This window comes from Amycolatopsis vancoresmycina (assembly GCF_000716785.1).
GTDB classification, from domain to species: Bacteria; Actinomycetota; Actinomycetes; order Mycobacteriales; family Pseudonocardiaceae; genus Amycolatopsis; species Amycolatopsis vancoresmycina.
Map to the genome: position 1 here is coordinate 351,062 of NZ_JNYY01000002.1, position 20,700 is coordinate 371,761.

At 71.7% G+C, this 20,700-nt stretch carries 19 protein-coding genes; 13 read left to right on the forward strand and 6 right to left on the reverse strand.

Features of this window, described 5'->3' with window-relative positions; translation table 11 throughout:
* The first annotated feature begins 288 nt into the window (after nt 1-288).
* Nucleotides 289-861, forward strand: coding sequence for a YqgE/AlgH family protein (locus tag OO60_RS07200; protein ID WP_003087401.1), 573 nt, complete (start codon nt 289-291; stop codon nt 859-861).
* Here the strand turns inward: OO60_RS07200 and OO60_RS07205 are convergent.
* Nucleotides 858-1,277 carry an SdpI family protein gene (locus OO60_RS07205; RefSeq protein ID WP_003087398.1) on the reverse strand — a complete coding sequence of 140 codons (420 nt, stop codon included), beginning with the start codon at nt 1,275-1,277 and terminating at the stop codon, nt 858-860. The two genes, OO60_RS07200 and OO60_RS07205, sit on opposite strands and share 4 nt — an antisense overlap.
* A gap of 66 nt (nt 1,278-1,343) precedes the next feature.
* Here OO60_RS07205 and OO60_RS07210 point away from each other — a divergent pair, with 66 nt between their 5' ends.
* The 3 genes from OO60_RS07210 (at nt 1,344) to OO60_RS07220 (ending at nt 6,327) form a co-directional block, all read left to right on the forward strand.
* Nucleotides 1,344-2,504, forward strand: a complete 1,161-nt coding sequence (locus OO60_RS07210; RefSeq protein ID WP_003087396.1) for an esterase-like activity of phytase family protein — start codon at nt 1,344-1,346, stop codon at nt 2,502-2,504.
* 154 nt (nt 2,505-2,658) lie between these two features.
* Nucleotides 2,659-5,499 (forward strand): leucine--tRNA ligase, encoded by a 2,841-nt coding sequence (gene leuS, locus OO60_RS07215; protein WP_003087394.1) that lies wholly within the window; start codon nt 2,659-2,661, stop codon nt 5,497-5,499.
* A gap of 90 nt (nt 5,500-5,589) precedes the next feature.
* The gene (locus tag OO60_RS07220; RefSeq protein ID WP_003087391.1) at nt 5,590-6,327 is read left to right on the forward strand and encodes an SDR family oxidoreductase; all 738 of its coding nucleotides are present in this window, start codon (nt 5,590-5,592) and stop codon (nt 6,325-6,327) included.
* Here OO60_RS07220 and OO60_RS07225 read toward each other — a convergent pair.
* Nucleotides 6,324-7,061 (reverse strand): TetR/AcrR family transcriptional regulator, encoded by a 738-nt coding sequence (locus OO60_RS07225; RefSeq protein WP_003087390.1) that lies wholly within the window; start codon nt 7,059-7,061, stop codon nt 6,324-6,326. The genes OO60_RS07220 and OO60_RS07225 overlap by 4 nt on opposite strands.
* Before the next feature lie 145 nt (nt 7,062-7,206).
* Between OO60_RS07225 and OO60_RS07230 the strand changes: the two genes are divergently transcribed.
* The 8 genes from OO60_RS07230 to OO60_RS07265 all read left to right on the forward strand — a co-directional run bounded on the left by OO60_RS07230 (nt 7,207) and on the right by OO60_RS07265 (nt 15,811).
* On the forward strand, nt 7,207-7,713 hold the full coding sequence (locus OO60_RS07230) for a YbaB/EbfC family nucleoid-associated protein (RefSeq protein ID WP_003087389.1): 507 nt from the start codon (nt 7,207-7,209) through the stop codon (nt 7,711-7,713).
* A 22-nt stretch (nt 7,714-7,735) separates the two neighbouring features.
* Entirely contained in the window at nt 7,736-8,050 is a 315-nt protein-coding gene (locus OO60_RS07235; protein WP_003087388.1) for a hypothetical protein, read from the forward strand.
* Between the two features lie 3 nt (nt 8,051-8,053).
* Nucleotides 8,054-9,172 carry a WXG100 family type VII secretion target gene (locus OO60_RS07240; protein WP_003087387.1) on the forward strand — a complete coding sequence of 373 codons (1,119 nt, stop codon included), beginning with the start codon at nt 8,054-8,056 and terminating at the stop codon, nt 9,170-9,172.
* A 26-nt stretch (nt 9,173-9,198) separates the two neighbouring features.
* Nucleotides 9,199-10,260: a hypothetical protein gene (locus OO60_RS07245; RefSeq protein ID WP_155848916.1), complete on the forward strand. Its 1,062-nt coding sequence runs from the start codon at nt 9,199-9,201 to the stop codon at nt 10,258-10,260.
* A gap of 260 nt (nt 10,261-10,520) precedes the next feature.
* A complete protein-coding gene (locus OO60_RS07250; RefSeq protein ID WP_033261044.1) occupies nt 10,521-11,390 on the forward strand; it encodes a ribokinase in 870 nt (289 codons plus the stop codon).
* A gap of 28 nt (nt 11,391-11,418) precedes the next feature.
* Nucleotides 11,419-12,159: a hypothetical protein gene (locus tag OO60_RS07255; RefSeq protein WP_003087384.1), complete on the forward strand. Its 741-nt coding sequence runs from the start codon at nt 11,419-11,421 to the stop codon at nt 12,157-12,159.
* Nucleotides 12,149-13,780, forward strand: coding sequence for a phosphoenolpyruvate--protein phosphotransferase (ptsP, locus tag OO60_RS07260; RefSeq protein ID WP_003087383.1), 1,632 nt, complete (start codon nt 12,149-12,151; stop codon nt 13,778-13,780). Before OO60_RS07255 ends, ptsP begins: the two co-directional genes overlap by 11 nt.
* A 627-nt stretch (nt 13,781-14,407) precedes the next feature.
* A complete protein-coding gene (locus tag OO60_RS07265; RefSeq protein WP_033261045.1) occupies nt 14,408-15,811 on the forward strand; it encodes an MFS transporter in 1,404 nt (467 codons plus the stop codon).
* Between the two features lie 73 nt (nt 15,812-15,884).
* Here OO60_RS07265 and OO60_RS07270 read toward each other — a convergent pair whose 3' ends face one another.
* Nucleotides 15,885-16,547, reverse strand: a complete 663-nt coding sequence (locus OO60_RS07270; protein ID WP_033261046.1) for a DUF1707 SHOCT-like domain-containing protein — start codon at nt 16,545-16,547, stop codon at nt 15,885-15,887.
* Between the two features lie 72 nt (nt 16,548-16,619).
* Between OO60_RS07270 and OO60_RS07275 the strand changes: the two genes are divergently transcribed.
* Nucleotides 16,620-17,645, forward strand: coding sequence for a hypothetical protein (locus OO60_RS07275; RefSeq protein ID WP_033261047.1), 1,026 nt, complete (start codon nt 16,620-16,622; stop codon nt 17,643-17,645).
* A 3-nt stretch (nt 17,646-17,648) separates the two neighbouring features.
* Here OO60_RS07275 and OO60_RS07280 read toward each other — a convergent pair whose 3' ends face one another.
* From OO60_RS07280 to OO60_RS07290, 3 genes are read right to left on the reverse strand one after another with little or no spacing between them, the layout of a single operon-like run.
* Nucleotides 17,649-18,308, reverse strand: coding sequence for a response regulator (locus OO60_RS07280; protein ID WP_033261048.1), 660 nt, complete (start codon nt 18,306-18,308; stop codon nt 17,649-17,651).
* Nucleotides 18,305-19,405 carry a MacS family sensor histidine kinase gene (gene macS, locus OO60_RS07285; protein ID WP_244885494.1) on the reverse strand — a complete coding sequence of 367 codons (1,101 nt, stop codon included), beginning with the start codon at nt 19,403-19,405 and terminating at the stop codon, nt 18,305-18,307. The genes OO60_RS07280 and macS overlap by 4 nt, the downstream gene beginning before the upstream one ends.
* Before the next feature lie 32 nt (nt 19,406-19,437).
* Entirely contained in the window at nt 19,438-20,679 is a 1,242-nt protein-coding gene (locus OO60_RS07290; protein ID WP_051767647.1) for an AI-2E family transporter, read from the reverse strand.
* Between the last annotated feature and the right edge of the window lie 21 nt (nt 20,680-20,700).

The window sequence follows — 20,700 nt, forward strand, 5'->3', positions numbered from 1 at the left end:
GGCCGACGCACTCCGGGGGTTCCAGGGGGCTTGCCCCCTGGTCGAACGCCCTCAGTGCGAGTGCGCGAAGGTGGCGAAGCCACCTAGTAGGAGGTGGCCGACGCACTGAGGTCGCCTCTCGGCGGCTATGCGCAGTGTGGCTCCAGCCGGACGGTATTCCACAAAGGCGGTTCTTCAGTGAGCCCGGGGGACACGGAGTGCGCCGGCCACATGTTTCAAACGGGGCTCGTGGGGCGATTGTTCCCGAGCCGAAGTAATTCGCCGGGCCAGAGGTGAGATCATGGGTCCGTGCCAGCGGACGCCGAGGTTGAGCCGGGAACGCTCCTGGTCGCCGCCCCCACCATGGTCGACCCCAACTTCCGCCGGACCGTGGTGTTCGTCATCGATCACCGCGAAGAGGGCACGCTCGGCGTGGTCCTGAACCGGCCGAGCGACGTCGCCGTGCACGACGTGCTGCCCAACTGGGGCGGGCACGTCGCCGAGCCGCAGGCCGTGTTCGTCGGCGGCCCGGTCGAAAAGAAGACGGCGTTGTGCCTGGCCGCGCTGCGCACCGGCGAGACGGCGGCGAGCGTGCCGGGCGTGATCGCGGTCCGCGGGCCGGTCGCGCTGGTCGACCTGGACACCGATCCCGAAGCGCTGGTGCCGAAGGTCCGCGGCGTGCGGGTCTTCGCCGGCTACGCGGGCTGGGACTCCGGGCAGCTGGCCGGCGAGATCGAGCGCGACGACTGGGTCATCGTGCCCGCGCTGCCGAGCGACATCCTGGCCTCGCCGGACGGCGACCTGTGGAGCCAGGTACTACGCCGCCAGGGCATCCCGCTCGCGCTGCTGGCCACCCATCCGGGCGACCTCCAGCGGAATTAGGCCTCTTCCTTCTTGAAGACGCCGCAGCCGCCGGCGCCGCACGCGCAGCCGCTGCACCCGGCCGGCGCCGCCGGAGCCGGGGCGGGCACGGTCAGCGCGGCCCGGTTGCCGAGCACGCCGCCGCCCATCACCAGCACGAGCATCGCGAGCACGCCCGCGAGCGCGGCCGAAACCAGCAGCCCGGTCGTCGGCATGGCCAGCCCGGCCAGCCCGGCGAGCACGGCGATCGCGCCCCCGGCCATGGTCGGCAGGCCCGCAACGCGGTTTGCCAGCTTGAACGCTTCTTCGCTGCGCAACGCCGCTTCCGTGCGCACCCCGGTGCCGCCTTCGCGCGTCAAGCGCTCGCGGAACCCGAGGAACCCACCAAAACCGACGAGCAGACCCAGCACGACCGGAACCAGCGCGATAGCGAACACGGGGTCAAGGATAAGCGTGACGTCCCGGCAACCTGCCGGATACCCTGATCGACTGTGCTACAGGCCATGTCACCGCGTGTACTGCCCACCGTCCTGACCGCTGCCCTGATCGGGGGAATCCTCGCTGCCGCGCCGGCGAGCGCCACCGAGAGTCACCAACGGCCGATCCGGCTGCTCGGCGAAAAGATCGTCCCCCTCAACCTGCAGTTCCAGGACACCACGGTCGGTGGCCTGTCCAGCATCGACTACGACCCGCGGACCGGCGGCTACGCGCTGATCTGCGACGACCGGTCGGCGATCAACCCGGCCCGCTTCTACACCGCGCAGTTCCCGGTCACCGCCCACGGCGTCGGCGACGTCACCTTCACCGGCACGAAGCCGTTCCTGCGCCCGGACGGCACGCCGTACCCGCCGCTCGCGAAGAACGACCCGTCGCAGCCGCAGAACGAGCAGACGATCGACCCCGAAGAGCTGCGCGTCGACCCGTGGACCGGCAGCTACTACTGGTCGCAGGAGGGCGAGCGGACCGCGACGACGTTGATCGACCCGTCGGTCCGCGAGGCCCGCCGCGACGGAAAATACGTCCGCGACCTGCCGATCCCCGCCAACGAGAAGATGACGCCGACGGCCGGTCCGCGGCAGAACCTCGTTCTCGAGGGCATCACGTTCACCGGCTTCGGCTCGCTGCTGGCCAGCGAGGTCGAAGGGCCGCTCTTGCAAGACGGTCCGATGCCGACGACGACGTCAGGCGCGCTGTCGCGGATCACCCTCCAGTCGCGGTTCGGCCCGGTCCTGGCGCAGTTCGCCTACCCGCAGGAGCCGATTTTCGCGTCACCGGTGCCCGACGGTGCGTTCGCCACCACCGGTGTCTCCTCCATGCTGGCCGTCGATCAGGCCGACCCGACGAAGTTCCTCATGATGGAGCGCGCGTTCGTCACCGGCGTCGGCAACAAGGTCCGCGTCTACGAGATCGACACGAAGGGCGCGACGAACGTCCTGAACGTGCCGTCGCTGGCCGATGCCAAGCACGTCAAGCCGGTGAAGAAGCGGTTCCTCTTCGACGCGGCCGACCTCGGGCTGTCCACTGTGGACAATTTGGAGGGCATGACGTGGGGCCCGAAGCTGCCGCACGGCGAGCGCAGCTTGATCTTGGTCAGCGACAACAACTTCTCGCCGACCCAGGTTACGCAGTTCGTCGCACTGGCGGTCCCCTCCGAACGGCTTTGACCAGCAAGTTACGATGTGCACATGAACACGGCTCGGCTGCTCCTTAGCCTGCCGCGCTGACCGGGCCCGGCCCGGCCGGCGCGGCGACCCCTCATGCCCTGGTGGCTGAGGGGTCGAGTTGTTTCTGGAGTAGCTCGCGACGAAGGAAGACGGCATGACTGAGGCGACAGGGACCGACGTCCCGGCGCACCGCTACACGGCCGCGCTGGCGGGTCAGATCGAGCAGCGCTGGCAGGACCACTGGGCCGACCAGGGCACCTTCCACGCGCCGAACCCCGTCGGGCCGCTCGCCGTCGAGGGGCAGCCGGTGCCCAGCGACAAGCTGTTCGTCCAGGACATGTTCCCGTACCCGTCGGGCTCCGGCCTGCACGTCGGGCACCCGCTGGGCTTCATCAGCACCGACGTCTTCGCCCGGTACCACCGGATGATCGGGCGCAACGTGCTGCACACGATGGGCTTCGACGCGTTCGGCCTGCCCGCCGAGCAGTACGCGGTCCAGACCGGGCAGCACCCGCGCAAGACGACCGAGGAGAACATCCGGACCTACCTGCGCCAGATCCGGCGCCTGGGCCTGGGCCACGACGAACGCCGTCGCATCTCCACCATCGACCCCGAGTACTACCGCTGGACGCAGTGGATCTTCCTGCAGATCTTCAACAGCTGGTACGACACCGAAGCGGGCAAGGCGCGGCCGATCGCCGAGCTGGAGGCCGCGTTCGCGGACGGCTCGCGCCCGACGCCGGACGGCCGTGACTGGGCGTCGCTGAGCGCGTCCGAGCGGAAGAAGGTGATCGACGACCACCGGCTGGTGTACATCTCCGAAGCGCCGGTCAACTGGTGCCCGGGCCTGGGCACGGTGCTGTCGAACGAAGAGGTCACCGCCGACGGCCGCAGCGAGCGCGGCAACTTCCCGGTCTTCCGCCGCAACCTGCGGCAGTGGATGATGCGGATCACCGCGTACGCCGACCGGCTGGTCGACGACCTGGACCTGCTGGACTGGCCGGAGAAGGTCAAGTCCATGCAGCGGAACTGGATCGGCCGCTCGCACGGCGCCCGCGTCACCTTCAAGGCCGGCGAAGACGCGATCGAGGTCTTCACGACCCGGCCGGACACCCTGTTCGGCGCCACGTACATGGTGCTGGCGCCGGAACACCCCCTGGTCGACAAGCTGGTCGCGTCGGCCTGGCCCGAGGGCGTCGACGAGCGCTGGACCGGTGGCGCCGCGACGCCCGCCGAGGCCATCGCGGAGTACCGCGTCGCCGCGTCGCGGAAGTCCGAGCTGGACCGGCAGGAGAACAAGGAGAAGACCGGCGTCTTCACCGGCGCGTACGCGACGAACCCGGTCAACGGCAAGCAGATCCCGATCTTCGTCGCCGACTACGTGCTGATGGGCTACGGCACCGGCGCGATCATGGCCGTCCCCGGCCAGGACGTCCGCGACTGGGAGTTCGCCGAGAAGTTCGGCCTGGACATCATCCGGACCGTGCAGCCGTCGGAAGGCTTCGACGGCAAGGCGTTCACCGGCGACGGCCCGGCGATCAACTCGGGCTTCCTGGACGGCATGGACGTCGCCGAGGCCAAGAAGACGATCATCGACTGGCTGGCCGAGAAGGGCGCCGGCACCGGGACCGTCCAGTACAAGCTGCGTGACTGGCTGTTCTCGCGCCAGCGCTACTGGGGCGAGCCGTTCCCGGTGGTCTACGACGAGGCCGGTGAAGTCCACGCCGTCCCCGAGTCGATGCTGCCGATCGAGCTGCCCGAGGTCGCCGACTACTCGCCGGTGACGTTCGACCCGGAGGACCGCGACTCGATGCCGTCGTCGCCGCTGGCGCGCGCGACCGACTGGGTCGAGGTCGAGCTGGACCTGGGCGACGGCGTCAAGAAGTACCGCCGCGACATCAACACCATGCCGAACTGGGCGGGTTCCTGCTGGTACCAGCTGCGCTACCTGGACCCGACGAACAGCGAGACGTTCTGCGCGCCGGAGAACGAGCAGTACTGGATGGGCCCGCGGCCCGGCGAGTACGGCGCGGACGACACCGGCGGCGTCGACCTGTACGTCGGCGGCGTCGAGCACGCGGTGCTGCACCTGCTGTACTCGCGGTTCTGGCACAAGGTGCTGTTCGACCTGGGCCACGTGACGTCCAAGGAGCCGTACCGGAAGCTGTTCAACCAGGGTTACATCGAGGCGTACGCGTACACCGACTCGCGCGGTGTCTACGTCCCGGCCGAGCAGGTCGAGGAGCGCGACGGGAAGTACTTCTTCGAGGGCGAAGAGGTCACCCAGGAGTACGGCAAGATGGGCAAGAGCCTGAAGAACGTCGTCACGCCGGACGAGATGGCCGAGAACTACGGCGCCGACACGTTCCGGTTCTACGAGATGGCGATGGGCCCGCTGGCCATGTCACGCCCGTGGGCGACCAAGGACGTCGTGGGCGCGCACCGGTTCCTGCAGCGGCTGTGGCGCCTGGTCGTCGACGAGGAGACCGGCGAGCTGCGGGTGTCCGCCGAGGCCGCTTCCGAGGCGGACCGGAAGGTCCTCCACCGGACCATCGCCGGCGTCCGCGAGGACTACGCGGAGATGCGGTTCAACACGGCCGGCGCGAAGCTGATCGAGCTGAACAACCACGTCACCAAGGTGTACGGCGGGGCCGCGTCGACGCCGCGCGAGCTGGCCGAGCCGCTGGTGCTGATGCTGGCGCCGCTGGCCCCGCACCTGGCCGAGGAGCTGTGGCACCGGCTGGGCCACGCGGACTCGCTGGTGCAGGGCCCGTTCCCGGTGGTGGACGAGAAGTACCTGGTGGAGGACTCGGTCGAGTACCCGATCCAGGTCAACGGCAAGGTCCGGTCCCGGGTGACGGTCCCGGCGTCCGCTTCGCAGGACGAGGTGCAGGCGGCGGCGCTGGCGGACGAGAAGGTCGCGGCGATGGTCGGCGACGGCTCGCCGCGGAAGGTCATCGTGGTGCCGGGGCGGCTGGTCAACATCGTCCTCTAACGCGCTGTCGGAAAGCCGCCGGTGGTCGCCGGTCGTTCCCGATTTGATTGAGCAGTCAACGAATTTCGCTCGATCGAAGGAGAACCGGGGATGACCCTCGACGGCAAGGTGGCGCTGGTGACGGGCGGCAGCCGGGGCATCGGCGCGGCCACGGCACGGCGGCTCGCCGAGGACGGCGCGGACGTCGCGCTGACGTACCAGCACAACGGCGCGCAGGCGGCCGAGGTGGTCGAGCAGATCAAGCACCTCGGCCGTCGCGCGCTGGCGATCCAGGCGGATTCGGCGGACGCGGCCGCGGTGTCGGCCGCCGTTTCGGCTGTGGTGGCGGAATTCGGCCGGCTCGACGTCCTGGTCAACAACGCGGGCGTCGGGTTCGTCGGCGCGTTCGCCGAGACCGCGCTGGAAGACGTCGACCGGGTGCTGGCGGTGAACGTCCGCGGCGTGTTCGCGACGACGCAGGCCGCGGCCGGCGTCCTGAGCGACGGCGGCCGCGTGATCACGATCGGCAGCTGCGTCACGGACCGCGTGCCCGGCCCGGGCATGGCGCTGTACGCGACGAGCAAGGCGGCGATGGTCGGCCTGACCAAGGCGCTGGCGCGCGAGCTGGGCGGGCGCGGCATCACGGTCAACCTGGTCCACCCGGGCCCGACGGACACGGACATGAACCCGGCCGACGGGCCGTACGCGGCCGACCAGCGTGCGCTGACGGCGTTCGACCGCTACGGGACGCCGTCCGAAGTGGCCGCGGCGGTGTCCTACCTGGCTTCACCCGGCGCCGAGTACGTGACGGCGGCGGTGCTGTCGGTGGACGGCGGCCACGCGGCCTAACCGGAGTAGAGCCCGATCTCCCGGGCGAGGTCGATGAGCATGGACTCGAACAGGACGTCCGGCTTCGACATCGGGATCGGGTAGTTGCCGAAGACCTCGAGCGTGACGTGCCCGTAGAGCCGGGCCCAGAACTGGATCATCAGGTACGTCACGCCGAGGTCGATCTTCTCGACCGGAACGCCCTGGTCGGACTCGGCGAGCACGGCGACCAGCGACTCCTGGAAGGTCTGCAGGTCGTCGCGCAGCTCGTCCGGAACGCCACTGGCCGACGGCAGCACGATGTCGTGCCGCGCGAGCACCCGCCCGGCGGCGGCCAGGAAGATCCGCCCGAACGGCTCGTCGACCCGGCTCAGCGCACTCCCGGCCGTCGACCCGACCCCACCGGTCGGCGACGCGAAAACGAGCGTGAATTCCTTCGTGTGGGTGAGCGCCCACCGCCGGAAGCCCTTGCAGATGGCGAACAGCTGCAGCACACCGTCGTCCGGCAGCTCGGCGATCTCCTCGGCGAGCTCGTCCGCCAGGTCGGCGCAGACGTCCAGCCGCAGGTTCTCGACGAGGTCGTCCCGCGACTCGTAGTACCGGTACAGCGCGGGCGCGGTGATCCCCAGCTCCCGCGCGATGGCCCGCAGCGTGACCGCCTCCGGCCCCTGCTCGACGAGCAGTTTCCGGGCGGTCCGCCGGATGTCCTGTTCGGTAGCCGCACGCGCGCGACCCCTCCGCGTGGGGTGGCTCATCCGAACAGTCTAGGTGGTCGGTACGACGGATCCTGCCGCAACGCGAACTCCCTGACGTGGGAAAACCGGAACTCCGCCGAACCTGTCGGACCGGTGTGCCACACTCGGTCGCCGTACGGCTACTGACGTGAACGGGGAGGTTCGCGTGTCGAACCCTGAGCAGCTGATCGCGGACTTCGAAGCCCGGATGGCGGAGTCCCAGCGGAAAGCTGATCGGATGGTCAGCGAGATCGAAGCGGTCTCGGTTTCCGAGCGCAGCAAGGACGGCCAGATCGGCGTGCGGGTCGATCACGCCGGCAACCTCGTCGGCCTGGAGATCGGCCCGAGCGTGCGTGACAAACCGGACCTCGCCGGGGAGATCCTCCGCACCGTCAAGTCCGCCCAGAGCAAGCTCGCCGGGGCGGTGCGGGCCGGGGTCACCGACCCGGTCGGGCCCGAGGTGATGAACCAGCTGGTCAGCCGGCTGGAGCAGGCGTTCCCGCCGCCCGAGCCCGAAGGGTTCGCCCCGCCGCCGCGCGACGACGGTGACCGGTTCGTGCCGGAAGAGGAACGGCAGCTGCCCGCGGTGCCGAAACCGCCGCGGGCACCGCGCCCGTCGTCCGACGACGGCCACGACGACGACTACTTCGGCGACGGGGACTACCTGCGCTGAAGCGCGGGCGAGGGAGGGAACCATGGCCGCACCCAGTGGCCCGGGCTTCGCGGTCGACCCGCAGGAGCTGCAGAAGCACCGCGAGCACATCGAAGCCATCACCGACCGGATCGACAAGTGCAAGGAAGCCGCCCGCGCGACCGAGCACCCCGAAGCGTTCGGCCTGCTCGGCATCCCGCTCGCGGCGATCTGCGCGATCGCCCAGCAGGTGGCGGAGATCGCCATCGAATCGGCGTCGACGTCGTCGTACGACCACTCGACCCGGATCCAGCTCTGGCAACAGCTGAAGGAAGCCGACGAGGCGGAATTCGAGGACCTGTTCAAGGTGGAGGACTGAGGCGTGGCCGACAACCCGTTGCTCAAGACGGATGCGGCGGACGACCGCAGCACGCTCGAAGGCGCCGGCCTCCTCCAGGACTTCTGGGACGCGGGTGCCGCCGTCGCCGACGGCAACTGGACCGAGGGCCTGGTGAACGCCGGGTTCGGTGCGACCGGTATCGCGGGCCTCGTCGCGGATCCGATCGGCACCCTCGCCTCGGCGGCCGTCGGCTGGGCGATGGAGTTCTTCCCGTGGCTGCGGGAGCCGCTCGACTGGCTGACCGGTGACCAGGTCGCCCTGGAGAACATGGTCGGGACCTGGGAGAACGTCGGCAAGGAACTGGAGAAGATCAGCACCGACCTCCAGGACACCGTCAAGAAGGACAGCGCCGCTTGGGAAGGCGCCTCAGCGGACGCCTACCGCGCGTTCGCCGAAGACCGCGCGGCGACCTACGCGGGTGTCGCGACCGGCGCCAACGCGATTTCGAAACTGGTCGAGATCTGCAAGACGATCTTGAGTGTCGTGCGCTCGATCGTCCGCGACCTGATCTCCGAGTGCGTCGGCAAGCTGATCAGCATCGCCTGCCGCTACCCCGGACCCGCGTTGCCCGCCGGCATGGCCACCGAAGGCACCGCGGAGGCGGTGAAGACCGGCAGCAGGTGCATGCAGTGGATCCAGAAGCTGGTGCGGGCGTTCCGGCGGGCACAGGCTCTTTTCCACCGCATCGGCGAAGTCTTCAACCGGGTGCGGGATGTCCTGCGGAGGGGCGCCGAAAGGCTGCCCGGTCCGCTGCGCCGTGTCGGCGGCGTGCTCGAGGCGAAGGATGCGAAGTCCTTCGCCGACAAGGTGCGTGACGCCCGGCCGGATCGGCGGACGTGGGGCCAGGTCGTTTCCTCGGAGCACTCCATCGGCGAGAACCTCCGGGACGCCGGCCGGGAGTTCGCGAACGACGCCCGGCGTGAGCTCAGCGAGAAGTTCGGTGCTGAGCTGAAGCACGCGACCTTGAAGGAGGCGGGCAAAGAGGTTCTGAAGCACTTGGCCGAAGCAGCGGACGGCGACGATGACGAGCCGCCGGAGACGGACGCGGCGCCCCTCTTCGACAACAGAGGGGCGCAGCGAATCTCGGGGTCGCTCGAGTGATCTCGCCGGACAGCGACCGTTTTGTCGTGTCGCGGACCGCCGGACGCCACTGGATCCTGGCGGGAGTGCTCCTCGCCGTCGGCGCCGGGATTGTCTGGCTGGGCCTGTCGGCGTCCCAGCAGAGTCCACGGGTGGCCGGCTGTGTGTTCGGGGGCGGTTTCGTGCTGCTGGGGTTGATCCTGGTCGCCCGCTCGCTGCCCGAACCGGTCGTCGACGAACTCGTTCTCGACGCCTCGGGGATCTCGCGCGTCGTCGGTGGAGTCGTCTGGGCGGTGCGCTGGGGGGAATTGACGGCCGTCGCCGTTCCGGCCGAGCCCGGCCGGGCGCACTCCTTCCGGGTCGTTCTCGAGCCGGTCGATGCCCGGTTCGCGGAGCACCACCGAGGGCTCACCCCGGTGGCCGGAGGCGGGTTCCTCGTACCCGGGATCACGCTGTCGGCCGCCGAAGCCGGACGCGTACGCGAGATCTCCGGGAAGTACGCCGGAATCGCCGAACGGCCGGTCACCCCGGTGGCGCCGGGTCCCCACCGGGCGAGCGTGCCCGAGCTGGACCACGTGAGCATCCACGTCAACGGCTGGGACCGCCGGAAGGTGTTGCTCTTCGACTTCGTCATGGCCGTGCTCGGTATCGGGGCGTACGTGGCCGCCGAGTTCGGGCCGGCCGGCTTCCTGCCCACCGGCTGCCGGATCGTGCTGGGCGCGGTCGTCGTGCTCCTCGGCGTCGTTCACGCCTTCGAGTTCAACAGCCACAAGCGCCAGCTCCGAGCCGATCTGCGGCTGTCCAACCTGGGCTTCCGGTGGACGACGTACACCCGGAAACTCGAGCTCGGCTGGCGCGAAGTCGCCGAACTGCGGCTGCTCGCGGACGGGAACCTCGAATTCCGCCCGGTCGACCTCGACTTCCCGCTGCGCCACGGCGACGCGGAGCACTTCGCCCGGGGTGCTGGCTGGTACCGCCTGCCGCGGAGGTTGAGCTCTGCCGCGATGCGGAGGTTTGCGACGCGCGCGCCGGCGCTGCTGCCCCGCGAAGTCGCGTTGACCATCGGGGGCGGGGCGCCGCCGACGCCGATCACTCGGGGGGCTACGTGATCGGCGCCGGCGACCCGATGCCCTGCCCGGCTGGCGCCGGTTGGGGCAACGTCACCACGGCTCGCGTGATGACGCACCAGGAGAGCGGGACCGGGCCACGTAGTGACGGCCGGGGGACGGTCATCCCCCGATCGAGTGACGGGCTTCCGCTGCTCGCATGATTGTCGCACTCAGCCCCGGATAAGTTACAAAAACCTTCACTTTCCCTTCCTTGCCCGTGCTGACCTGGAGCGGACCGGCTTCGTGGCACAGTGCGGGGCATGAACTCTGACGTGCTCGTTGTGGGATCCGCCAACGCCGACCTCGTCGTCGCGGTGGACCGGCGGCCGGGTGGCGGGGAGACCGTGCTGGGCGGGGACACCGTGCTCTCGCCAGGCGGCAAGGGCGCCAACACCGCGGTCGCCGCGGGGCGGCTCGGTGCGGACGTCGCGCTGCTCGGCGCCGTCGGCGACGACCCATACGGCCGGCTGCTGCTCGACTCGCTGCGGGCCGCCGGGGTCGACACCGGCCTCGTGCGGACCAGCGACCGGCCGACCGGCATCGCCTACATCACCGTCACGCCGGACGGCGAGAACTCGATCCTCGTCTCCCCCGGCGCCAACTCCAGCCTGGAGCCCGCCGACGTCGACGCCGTCTTCGACGGGGTCGAAATCATGGTCGTCTCGCTGGAGGTGCCGCTGCCGACCGTCGAGCACGCTGTCGCGCGCGCCGCCGAGAAGGGCGTGAAGGTGCTTCTCAACCTTTCGCCGGCGGCGAAGCTCTCGCCGGAGACGCTGGCCAGACTCGACGTCCTGCTCGTCAACGAGCACGAGGCCGCGTGGCTGACCGGGCCCGGCGCCGACTTCCGGAAGCTGCTCGACCTCGGGCCGCGGGCGGCCGTCGTCACGCTCGGCGCGGCCGGGGCCGTCGTCGTCGAAGCAGGTTCGCTGCGCCGGGTCGAGTCGCCGGAGGTCGCGGCCGTCGACACCACCGGGGCGGGGGACGCCTTCGCGGGCGCGCTCGCCGCGTCGCTCGCCGACGGCGCCGATCTCGTGTCGGCGGCGAAGCGAGCGGTGCGGGTCGCGGCGTTCAGCGTCACGCGGGCCGGCGCCCAGCCGTCCTACCCCACCGCCGCCGACCTGGGGGAATGATCATCCGGCCGCCCGTGTTGCAGCTCACATGGGCGATTCGTTCGGCTCGGCCTGGTGGCGCGGCCACGTCGCGCAGCTGCGGGCGATCGCGGAGGCGCGCCGGCCGGACCACCTCGCGATCATGCCGCTCGACGAGACCCTCAAGGCGCTCGGCAAGCAGACCGAGGTCGACGAAGGCGTCTACGAGGTGCCGCTGGAGGGCGTGGTCGGCACCGTCGCCCGTGCCGGGGACTTCGACCGCGAGTTCCGGCCGCGCAACCGGGCGCTGCGGGACCGCTGGGAGCACCTGACGCGGACGTCGGCGGACCTGCCGCCGGTGCGGCTGGTCCGGCTCTCCGACATGTTCTTCGTCGAGGACGGCCACCACCGCGTCGCGATCGCCCGCGCCCGCGGGGCCCGGACGATCCGCGCCCGGGTGCGCTGGATCAGCACGGTCGCCTGCGCGCTGCGCTGCCTGACGCTGGCCGACCTGCCGTCGAAGACCGCCGAGCGGATGTTCCTCGAGCGCGTGCCGCTGCCGGACGACGTCCGGCTCGGGCTGTGGCTCGACGACCCGGCCGACTGGTTCCGGCTCGCCGACTCGGCCGAAGCCTGGGGATTCCGCCGTATGCTGGCCGGACGGCCGGTGCGCAGCCGCGAAGAACTGGCCGACGCCTGGTGGCACGAGGAGGTCCGGCCGGTGCTCGAACAGGTGCGTGAACGCGGTTTGTGCCCGCCACCACGAGATATCGAGACCTATCTGAGCTATGGTCTAGACCATGTCGTCTGAGCTTCTGTCCGGGGTCGCCGTCAGCCCCGGCCGTGCGAGTGGTCCCGTCGTCCGTGTCGCGGAGCCGCTCGGCGAGCCCGCAGCCACCCCGGCCCCGGCCGATCCGGCCGCCGAAGCCGCCCGGATCGCCCCCGCGGCCGCGACCGTCGCCGGCCGGCTGGAGAAGCAGGCCGAAAGCGCGACCGGCGAAGCGGCGACCATTTTGTTCACGACGGCCGCGATGGCCGCCGACCCGGCGCTCGCGTCCCAGGCCGAGACGCTGGTCAAGACGCAGGGGCTCCCTGCGGCGCGTGCGGTGTACCAGGCCGCGGAGGGCTTCGCCGAAGCGCTGGCCGCGGCCGGCGGGTACATGGCGGAGCGCGTCCGTGACGTCCGTGACGTGCGCGACCGGCTGATCGCCGAGCTGCTCGGCATCGCGCCGCCGGGGGTGCCCGAGCTGGCGTCGCCGAGCGTCCTGGTCGCGCGTGACCTCGCCCCGGCCGACACCGCGGGCCTCGACCCGGCGAAGGTGCTCGCCCTGGTCACCGAGGAGGGCGGCCCGACGAGCCACACGGCGATCCTGGCGCGCGCACTCGGCATCCCGGCCGTCGTCGCGGTCCGCGGCCTGCTGAACCTGGACGCGCAAGCGCTTGCGGTCGACGGCGACACCGGCACGGTCGAGGTCGCGGACCCGTCGGCCCCGGTCGTCACGGCGACGGTGGCCCAGCTGGCGGAGTGGAACGGCACCGGCGCGACGGCCGACGGCCACCGCGTGAAGGTCTACGGCAACGTCGGCTCCCCGGCCGACGCGCGGGCCGCGGCGGACGCGGGCGCCGAGGGCGTCGGCCTGTTCCGCACCGAGTTCTGCTACCTGGACGCCTCGGACGAGCCGTCGGTGGCCGACCAGCGCGCCGCGTACACGGCGGTGCTCGCGCCGTTCCCGGGCAAGCCGGTGATCGTGCGGACCCTGGACGCGGGCGCCGACAAGCCGCTGGCCTTCCTGTCGCCGGACGCCGAGCCGAACCCGGCCCTCGGCGTCCGCGGGCTGCGCGTGGCGTTCGACCGCCCCGAGGTCCTGGACCGCCAGCTCGAGGCCATCGCGGGCGCGGCGGCGGATTCGGGCGCCGAGGTCTCGGTGATGGCCCCGATGGTCGCGACGGTCGAAGAGGCGGCCTGGTTCGCCGGCCGCGTCCGCGCGGCGGGCATCAGCCGGGCGGGCGTGATGATCGAGATCCCGGCGGCGGCGCTGAGCGCCCGCGAGATCCTCGACGCGGTGGACTTCGTCTCGGTCGGCACGAACGACCTGGCCCAGTACACGTTCGCGGCCGACCGCCAGCTCGGCGCGGTGGCCAAGCTCAACGACCCGTGGCAGCCGGGCCTCCTGCGCCTGCTGAAGCTGATCGGCGACGCGGCCAAGGCCACGGGCAAACCGGCCGGCGTCTGCGGCGAAGCGGCCGCGGACCCGCGACTGGCGCTGGTCCTGACGGGCTTGGGCCTGACGAGCCTGTCGATGAACGCCCCGGCGATCCGCACGGTGGGTGCGAGCCTGGCGACGGCAAGCCTGGCGGAGTGCGAAGCCCTGGCGGAGGCAGCGCTGGCGACCTCGGACCCAGCGGCAGCCCGCGCGGCGGCTCGCCCCTGAGGCTCGGTCGGCTCCTGCTTGGCCGGGGGTCGGCTGGCCACGGCTCGGTGAGCGGGTGCCTGCCGCTCACGAGGGTCGGCTGCGACGTTGGGGTGCGCCCGCTCCGAGGTGGGTGCCGCCTCGGGGGCGTATGGACCCGAGGGCGCCGGCCCGCTGCGATGGTGGGTGCCGGCTCGAGGGCGCGTACCGCTCCGAGGTGGCGTGGCGGCTCGGGGGCGGTTAGACCCGCGGCGCCATGGTGGAGTGCCGGTTCGGGGCGCGAGCCCGCTCCGACACCCACCCGCGGTCCCGCAATCCCCGGCCGGCCGACAACTACCCCAGGTAGAACGCTACTTCCGGACCATTCGCCGCCAAGCGAATCATCCCCACCCGCAGGGGCGCCCCCCCACTTTCAGTCTATCGGTCATCACCGACCGTGCCGGGCTGTGCGAACCTGGACCGGCGTGGTTGTCCACATTGATCGAGGGGTGTGGGCAACTCGCCCGAAGTCCGTGAAGGTCACCTTGGCAATCCTGAGGTGGCCTTCACGGGCTTCCCCCAGAAAAAACTCCGGCCGGTTGTCGATCCTGCCCTCCTCCGCTCGACGCAGGGGTGAGAAGCGAACGATCGAGCCGAGAGGACCTCACCATGACCGCCACCATCGCCGCCCCGGCTGATGCCGTCAGGGCCGGACGTCGGGAATGGATCGGGCTGGCCGTGCTCGCGCTGCCCACCCTGCTCGTCTCGCTCGACGTCTTCGTGCTCGTGCTCGCCCTGCCGAAGCTTGCCGTCAGCCTGCACGCCGACGGGACCGAACAGCTCTGGATCATGGACACCTACGGCTTCATGGTCGCCGGGTTCATGGTCACCATGGGGACGCTCGGGGACCGGATCGGGCGGCGGAAGCTGCTGCTCATCGGGGCTGCCGCCTTCGGGGTCGCCTCCGTCGCCGCCGCCTTCTCCACCACGGCCGGCATGCTGATCGCCGCGCGGGCCGTGCTCGGGATCGCGGGGGCCACGCTCGCTCCCTCCACCCTCTCGCTCATCGGGACCCTGTTCGAAAACCCGCGGCAGCGGGCCGAAGCCATCGGGATCTGGGCCGGCTGCTTCTCCGTCGGGGCGATCGTCGGGCCGATGGTCGGCGGTTTCCTGCTCGAACACTTCTGGTGGGGCTCGGTCTTCCTGCTCGGCGTGCCCGCCATGGTCCTGCTGCTGGTCGTCGGGCCGAAGCTGCTGCCGGAGTACCGCGACGAGACCGCCGGGCGGCTCGACCTGCCGAGCGTCGCCCTCTCCCTCGCCGCGATCCTGCCCGCCGTCTACGGCGTCAAGGAACTCGCCCGCGACGGCGTCCGGGCCGTTCCCCTGCTCGCGCTCGTCGTCGGTGTCGTCGTCGGCTACGTCTTCGTGAAGCGGCAGCGCCGGCTCGACGACCCGCTGATCGACTTCAGCCTCTTCGCCGCGAAGGCGTTCCGCACCACGCTCGGCGGGATGTTGCTGTTCAGCATGCTCGGCGGCACGACCATGCTGTTCGCCGCGCAGTTCTTCCAGCTCGCCCAGCACCTGTCGCCGGTCGGGGCCGCGCTGGGGCTGCTGCCCGGGATGGCCTGCTCGACCGTCAGCTTCCTCGCCGCGCCCGTGCTCGCCCGGCGCGTCCGGCCGGGCGCGCTGATCGCCGGCGGCGTCGCCCTCGCCGCGTCCGGGATGGTGATCCTCGCGCTCGCCGACCCGGCCGCCGGGCCGGTGTGGCCGTCGCTCGGGTTCGCCGTGACGTCGCTGGGTGTCGGGCCGATGGTCGCCCTCGGCACCGACCTCGTCGTCGGCTCCGTCCCGGTGCGCAAGGCCGGTGCCGCCGCTTCGCTGGCCCAGACCGTCAACGAGTTCGGCTACGCCTTCGGCCTCGCGACCGTCGGCACGCTGGGCAACGCCGTCGTCCGCGCCCACGGGCTGCCCGCCGGGCTGCACGTCGTCGCCGGGCTCGCGGCCGTCGCTTTCGCCGTCCTCTTCTGGTTCGTCGCCCGGAACCTGCGCTCGATCCGGCCGGCGGCCGCCTGACGACGGCGAAGGCCTCCCCACCCGATGCCTGGGTGGAGAGGCCTTCTTGACGCCGGGGGCAGAGGGGCCCCGGCTAGCCGAAGAGCCCGCGCCGCGGGTGGCGGACGACCAGCGAGCCGCCGTGGACCCGGCCGCTCAGCACGTACCGCGGGTTGCCCATCCGCCCGTTGCTGCGGGTCTTGTCCTCCATCGAGCCGAACTTGACGTCGCCGATGGAGTTGAGGTCCACCGCGGCGTGCTCCGGGATGATGATCTCGACCGAGCCCCACTTGGCGTCCAGCTCGATGTGCACCACCGGCGACTGCACCTGGGCCTCGGTGAAGTCCAGCTTCGTCGAGCCGTACTTGTTCCGCACGACCAGCTCGGACGGCACCACCCACGGCCCGCCGCGGTGCAGGGACGAGTACTTCGCGTTCAGCTCGACGCGCGGCCCCGGCGAGTAGCCGCCGTAACCCGCCGGAGGTGCGTACGCCGGAGCGGCGGCGAGGGCCGCGGCCGGGTGGTAGAGGCCGGCGAGGTCGGCCAGCACGGCGTTCAGCTCGCCACGCGTCCGCGATGCCAGCGCCTTGTCGGTGCGCTCGGTGAACTCGTCGAGGTCGATCATGCCGCGGCCGATCGCCTTCTGCAGCACGCCCACCACGTGCTCGCGCTCGTCGTCCGACACCCGGAGATCGCGCTCGCTCAACGGCTTGGTTTCGGTCACCGGTTCCGCCGCCGCGGTCTCTTCCTCGCCCATGTCCACGATGGTAGAACTGGATTCCACCAGGGAGATCGGGGGAAAACCCTGAACGGACCCGTAGTCCGCGCCATGGCCGCCGTCGCGGCCGCCCTCCTGCTGGCCGGGTGCACCAACGCCGCACCCGTGCCGCCACCACCCCCGGGGCCGCTCACCGAACTCTCCGGCATCCAGGCGACCGGTGGCATCGGCGTCACCGCGCTGCTGCCGACCGCCGGGCCCACCCTGTTCGACGCCGACCGCGGCCCGGTGGCCACCCCGCCCGGCTACCCCGGCGGCGACAACCAGCTGGACGTGGTGCGGGCCGGGAAGCACGTCGTCCTGACGGTCCGCCCGGCCTCCCCCAAGGACGCCGAGCCCTTCGAGATCCTCGAGTACACCGGGCCGTCGAGCCCGCCGCGGTCGCTCGGCCGGGCCTGGTCGGCGGGGCCGGACGCGGCCGGCGAAGGCGTGTGGCTGATCCGGCAGGACGCGCCGGACGAATGCCGGCTCCAGCACGTCTCGTTCGACGGCGGCGAGCTCGGCCACGGCCAACCCGCCAGCTGCCGCACGCAGGTGCGGAGCGAGACCCCGCACGGCCTGCTGATCACCATCAACGCCGACGCCGCCGAGTCCACCGACGCCCTGATCGAACCGGCGACCGGCCGGACGATCCGGCAGGCGCCGCGCATCCTCGGTGCCGCCGGCGACTGGCTGCTGCTCGACGGCCTGACCGACCTGACCCTCGTCGACTTGCGGAACAACAGCAGCAAGAAGCTCAACCGGCCCTCGATCGGCTCGGCACCCACCGTCGTGCCCTCGCGCGAAGGGACGATCTGGGCCGTCGACTTCGCGAACCCCGCCTACCGCGCCACCAGCACGCAGACGCGGGACATCTGGCTGCTGCGCCCGGACGGACCGACCTGGGACCACGCGCCGGGCATGCCGTTCGTCACCGAGCACCTCAAGCGCGGCGGCGGCTTCGGCTGGTCGGCCGACGGGGACCTGGTGCTCGCCGACCGCGTCCTCGCCGCCTGGCACCCCGGCGAACCGCAGTGGCGGCTGAGCCGGGCCGCGCTGCCCGCCGGCGTCTGGTCGGGCTTCGTGACCCTGCCCTGAGCGTCACTCCTCGTCGAGGCCGTGCTCGATCGCGTACCTGGCCAGCTCGACGCGGTTGTGCAGCTGCAGCTTCCGCAGCGTCGACTGCACGTGGTTCTCCACCGTCCGGTGCGACAGCACGAGCCGCTCGGCGATCTGCCGCGCGGTGAGCCCCTTCGCGACCAGGCGCAGGACGTCGGTCTCGCGCTCGGTCAGCCGCGGCGGCTCGGCCCCCTCCGCCGGCGCGTCGGCCATCCGCCGGTACTCGCCGAGCACCAGCCCGGCCAGGCCCGCGGTGAACACCGGGTCGCCGGCGGCGGTGCGGTGCACGGCGTCGACCAGCTCCGCCGCGGACGCCGACTTGACCAGGTAGCCGGACGCGCCGGCCTTCACCGCCTCCAGGACGTCCTTGTGCTCGCCGCTGGCGGACAGCACCAGCACCTTCGTCGACGGCAGCGCCGCGGTGATCTCGCGGGTGGCGTCCACGCCCGAGGTGCCGCCCAGGTTCAGGTCCATCAGGACGACGTCCGGCTGCACGGTCCGGGCGATCCGCAGGGCCGCGCCGGCGTCCGGCGCGGTCGCCCGCACGTCGAAGCCGTGTTCGGTCAGGTCGCGGGCCACCCCGTCGCGCCAGATCGGGTGGTCGTCGACCACCATCACGGAGATCCGCGGCTCGTCGCTCATCTCGTACCCCTCGTGCTCGGCACCCTGACCTCCCACTCCGTGCCCCGGCCGGGCCCGGTGTCGAGGGTCGCGCTCCCCCCGAGGTCGCGGACCCGCCCGCGGATGGATTCCACCACGCCGAGGTGCCCGTCCGCGGCGGCTTGCTCGAGAACGCCGTCCGGTATGCCCGGTCCGTCGTCGCGGATGCTCACCACGACCTCGTCGCCCAGGTCCTCCAGCAGCACCCACGCGTGCGCGCCGGGGCCCGCGTGCTTCTCGACGTTCGACAGCGCTTCGCGGGTCACGGCGACCAGCTCGCCGGTGACGTGCGCCGGCAGCTCGACGTCGTCCGCCGGGGCCGAGACCTGCACCGACGACGTGGCGAGCACCTGCAGCGCGGCGCGCAGGCTCGTCCGGCCGCTGTCGTTCGGCCGCACCGGCTCGGTGGTCACCAGCGACCGCAGCGCGATCTCCTGCTCGCCGGCCAGCCGCGCCAGCTCCGCCGCTTCGCCGCCGACCTCGTTGCCGCGCTTGCGGACCCGGGCGAGCACCTGCAGCACGCTGTCGTGGATCGACCGCGCCAGCCGCTCCCGCTCGGCCGTCGCCGCTTCCTTCCGCAACGCCTGCTCCAGCCGCGCCGCGGACCGGCGGGCCATCGTCGCCGCCATGCCGACCAGCAGGCCGGCGGCGGCGAGCAGGACGCCGTCGCGGGCGACGTCGAGGTCGAACTTCTCCCGCGCCAGCCCGGTCGCCACCCCGACGACCAGCCCGGCGAGCACCCCGCCGGCCGCGCCGAAGCGCGCACCCGCGGCCACCGGGGCCACGGCCGCCCACACCGTCGTGATCAGCGGGACGTTCTGCGCGAACTGCGCGTCGCTGAGCACCCACGGCGAGGTCAGCAGCAGCCCGGTGGTCAGCACGAGGTCGAACACGACCAGCGACGGCGGCCGTGTCCGCTCGCGCAGGTAGAGGAAGCTGCTGACGACCGACCAGACGGCCATCACGCCGAGGACCGCCCACGCCAGCCACTCGCGCCGGTACTGGCCGCTCTGCACGATCACCGTGCCGCCCGCGAACGCCCAGGTGAGCACGCGGAACGCCAGGACACCCCGCCACATGGGGGTGACCGGGTCCGGTGACCGCCGGACGGTCACGGCTTTTCGGCGCGCTTCGGCGGCTCCGCCGTGGAGGAGTCGGCTTCGTCCTCGCCGACCGTCGCGATCTCGGCCTTCGGCGAGCCGGGCTCGGCGTCGTTCGGCTGGGCCGCCTGGTCCTTCAGGACGTCCACCTCGGCCGGGTCGGGATCGGTTTCGTGCAGCAGCGACCGCACCCCGGCGTTCAGCACGGCCAGCAGCGGCACCGCCATCAGCGCGCCGGCGATCCCGCCCGCGACCAGGCCGGCGGTGATGGCGAGCACCACGGCCAGCGGGTGCAGCTTCACCGCCCGGCCCAGCAGCAGCGGCTGCAGGACGTGGCTTTCCAGCTGCATCACGCCGATCACGATGGCCAGCACGATCACCGCGCCGATGAACCCGTTCGTCACCAGCGCGATCAGCACCGCGACGCCGCCGGTGATGACCGCGCCGATGATCGGGATGAACGCGCCGATGAACACCAGCGTCGCCAGCGGGATCACCAGCGGCACGCCCATGATCCACAGGCCGATGCCGATGCCGACGGCGTCGACGACGGCCACCGCGGCCGTCGCGCGCACGTAGCTGACCAGCGACGCGAACCCGCGGCGCCCGGCGACGTCGACGCGGTTGCGGACCCGCTGCGGCACGGCGCGGACCAGGAACGTCCAGATCCCGTCGCCGCCGCTGAGGAAGAAGATCGTGATGAACAGCGTCAGCAGGAAGCCGGTGAGGATCTCGCCGACGGTGCTCGCCGTGGTCAGCGCGGTCGTCGTGATCGACGCCTGGTTGTTCTGGATGAACCCGATCGCCTGGTTGATGAAGTCCTGGATCTGCTCCTGCCGCAGGTGCGGCGGCCCGTTGAGCAGCCAGTTCTTGATCTGGTCGAGGCTCGCGTTCACCTGCTGCTGCAGCTGCGGCAGGCCGGAGGAGAACTGCGTGACGACGAACGTCAGCAGCCCGCCGAGCACGGCGAGCCCGGCGATCAGCACGATCGCCGTCGCCAGCCCGCGCGGGAACCGCACCGCCACCAGTTTCTGGACCGCCGGCGCGAGCAGGGCCGAAACCAGCAGGGCGATGCCCAGCGGGATGACGACCACGGACAGGTAGCCGATCACCCACACCACGGCGTACAGGGCGGCGACCACCACGATGAACCGCCACGCCAGCGCCGCGCTGATGCGCAGGCCCCGGGGGATCAGCCCGGTGACGTCCTCGTGCTCCGGCAGGAACGGGTCTTCGCGTCGCGCGTGGCTCACCGGCTCACCGTAGCGGCTGGA

Excerpts from the sequence above, each read along its gene's own strand:
- OO60_RS07255 (WP_003087384.1), top strand. The coding sequence starts at position 11,419 with ATGGGCGATTCGTTCGGCTCGGCCTGGTGGCGCGGCCACGTCGCGCAG.
- OO60_RS07235 (WP_003087388.1), top strand. The coding sequence starts at position 7,736 with ATGGCCGCACCCAGTGGCCCGGGCTTCGCGGTCGACCCGCAGGAGCTG.
- OO60_RS07220 (WP_003087391.1), top strand. The coding sequence starts at position 5,590 with ATGACCCTCGACGGCAAGGTGGCGCTGGTGACGGGCGGCAGCCGGGGC.
- leuS (WP_003087394.1), top strand. The coding sequence starts at position 2,659 with ATGACTGAGGCGACAGGGACCGACGTCCCGGCGCACCGCTACACGGCC.
- OO60_RS07265 (WP_033261045.1), top strand. The coding sequence starts at position 14,408 with ATGACCGCCACCATCGCCGCCCCGGCTGATGCCGTCAGGGCCGGACGT.
- ptsP (WP_003087383.1), top strand. The coding sequence starts at position 12,149 with ATGTCGTCTGAGCTTCTGTCCGGGGTCGCCGTCAGCCCCGGCCGTGCG.
- OO60_RS07270 (WP_033261046.1), bottom strand. The coding sequence starts at position 16,547 with ATGGGCGAGGAAGAGACCGCGGCGGCGGAACCGGTGACCGAAACCAAG.
- OO60_RS07280 (WP_033261048.1), bottom strand. The coding sequence starts at position 18,308 with ATGAGCGACGAGCCGCGGATCTCCGTGATGGTGGTCGACGACCACCCG.
- OO60_RS07275 (WP_033261047.1), top strand. The coding sequence starts at position 16,620 with ATGGCCGCCGTCGCGGCCGCCCTCCTGCTGGCCGGGTGCACCAACGCC.
- OO60_RS07210 (WP_003087396.1), top strand. The coding sequence starts at position 1,344 with ATGTCACCGCGTGTACTGCCCACCGTCCTGACCGCTGCCCTGATCGGG.
- OO60_RS07225 (WP_003087390.1), bottom strand. The coding sequence starts at position 7,061 with ATGAGCCACCCCACGCGGAGGGGTCGCGCGCGTGCGGCTACCGAACAG.
- macS (WP_244885494.1), bottom strand. The coding sequence starts at position 19,405 with ATGTGGCGGGGTGTCCTGGCGTTCCGCGTGCTCACCTGGGCGTTCGCG.
- OO60_RS07250 (WP_033261044.1), top strand. The coding sequence starts at position 10,521 with ATGAACTCTGACGTGCTCGTTGTGGGATCCGCCAACGCCGACCTCGTC.